General features: G+C 49.3%; 1 protein-coding gene. It reads right to left on the reverse strand.

All coding sequences use genetic code 11. The features are described 5' to 3' along the window. On the reverse strand, positions 1-2,224 hold a 2,224-nt coding region (locus ABYT30_RS18625), incomplete at both ends, for a TonB-dependent receptor (protein WP_373098016.1).

Raw genomic sequence — 2,224 nt, forward strand, 5'->3', positions numbered from 1 at the left:
ACGCGGCTCGCCAAACATGATCGAACGGCCCGCTTCTGGCAAATTATGAATATTATTGATGCTGTACTCTTCGTCGAGCAAATTCTTACTCCACAGCGCAATATCAACATCTCCATCAAACAGTGTCAGGTCGTATAAACCAAGGCGAGCGTTGAGCACCGCAAACGCGGCTTGACGGTCTATTTGGAAGGTCGAGGTATCTCTTCTTACGCCGCCATTGCGCTCATCGGTAAAAGAATACGTCGCATTCAAAGCCAGGCGCTGACCAGTATTACCCTGCCAAATACTCCAATCCATGGCCGCGGTATAGGCGTGACGTGGCGCTGAGTCAAACACAAAGCCGTCGTCAATTTCCCCAGACAGCGGATTGGCGCTAGGGTCAATACTGGCATCAAGATAGGCGTAATTCAGAATCAGCACTAAATCTTCATGAGCCAACCAGGTTGTATCAAATTCAAAACCCTGCAAGGTAGACTCATCGGAATTAGCAACAGTGGTATCACTCACCGCATTGGGTATGCCAAAATTAAGCTGTTGGCCCTCAAAAAGTTGCACGAAGACATCGGCATTGATTTGCACTCGGTTCTCAAATAGCCGCGACTTAACCCCAAGTTCATAAGCCGTCACCTTCTCAGGATCAAAGCCTTTGCTAAAGCGTTCCGCCCCGCCGGCATTAATGGGTTCACGTGTATTAAAGCCACCGCTTTTATAGGCTTCATTACGTTTAGCATAGAGATTAATTTCGTCGGTAAGGTCAAAGGCCGCAATCAGACTAAAAGACTGGTCATCAAAATCTCGGTCACCGTAGGCATCGTAAAAGGCCTCAGGTAGCTGGGTGCCGATATCCATTGCATCCCGGTCAGTATTATCACCGTCCCCAGGGGTTACTAAAAAGCTGATCTGCCGACGCTGCTGGCGAGCTTTGCGATTATCTTGTGAATGTCTAAAGCCCAAAGTGAAGCTTAAGCGATCTTCTAATACCGGTGGTCGCCAACCCAGCTGCATAAAGGCAGCCATCGCCGTGTTTTCAATATCGGCAATTTGCTGGGTCAACACTTCAATACGATTACCCGTATTATTGCCATCTTGATCACTACCCAGTGGCGCTGAAAGAAGGTGACCAACGTTTGGCACACCCTGTCTTGCGCTTTCTTCAAAATAATATAAGCCGGCAATATAGGACACGCTGTTCTCTAGCAGCTCACCCGAGAACTGAAGTTCATGGGACGATTGCTCCTGCGTAATATCAGGCTGAAAGCCTGCATAATTTACACTTCGACCCACACAAACCGGCGTACACGGCGCGGTGCCGCCAGCGACCGGCGCGACGGGGAATCCAAACAAAGCGTTATTATCAAGACGATATCCGTCCGTGCGAGCCCCGGTACCTAAATTAGTTGGGGTACTGTCAAAGTGGGAGCGCTGCGCATAGATATACTTAAGGGCTAATTGCTCACTGTAATCCCAATTTATACTCAACTGATGACCGTCGATAACATTATCCGCTTCGACAAGTTCTACTGGCGAATGCATTTTATTTGGGCGGCGCCCAGACACATTAAAGTCGTAAAACTGGCGGGCACCCGAGTTAATCAAATTGCTAATGGCGATACCCGAATTCGCGCCGGGGTTTGGAATATCTTCCGATGGCAATACCGCGGAATAAGCCATATTGGTATTCGCTACGTCGGCCTTGTCGTAGGCGTAATCAAGCCGAATTGTGTCACCAATATCCCAGCCAAAATCCACTCGGTAACCTGTGGTTGCTGAATCACCGAAATCGCCACCCAAGCCGGTATTTTCGATATAACCATCAACGGATTTCTCGAGATAGGAAAGCTTTAAAGCTGAGCCCTGCCAAAGTGGCAGGTTTAACATGCTTTTACTGGTAAACAGATTGCGGTCACCGTAGGTCAGGCTTTGCTTTAACAACAGCGTATCGGGGTCAGGGCGCCGGGTAACGAGATTTACCGCACCGCCGGTGGAGTTACGGCCATACAAGGTACCCTGCGGCCCCCGCAAAACCTCGATACGGCTTAAGTCTGCGATCTCGGTTGCTAGAGACGAGGAGCGCGCGATGTACGCCCCATCGATATACACACCTACAGGCGGATCTTGTGTTATCTGAGCGTCTATCAAGCCGATACCGCGAATATAAATTCGCAGCGTCGTGGTATTGATTGGAAATGGCTGGATATTTAAGGAGGGGACATTATTCGCCAGA

The sequence above is a fragment of the Zhongshania sp. genome (genome assembly GCF_041623545.1).
In the GTDB taxonomy this organism is placed as follows: Bacteria; Pseudomonadota; Gammaproteobacteria; order Pseudomonadales; family Spongiibacteraceae; genus Spongiibacter.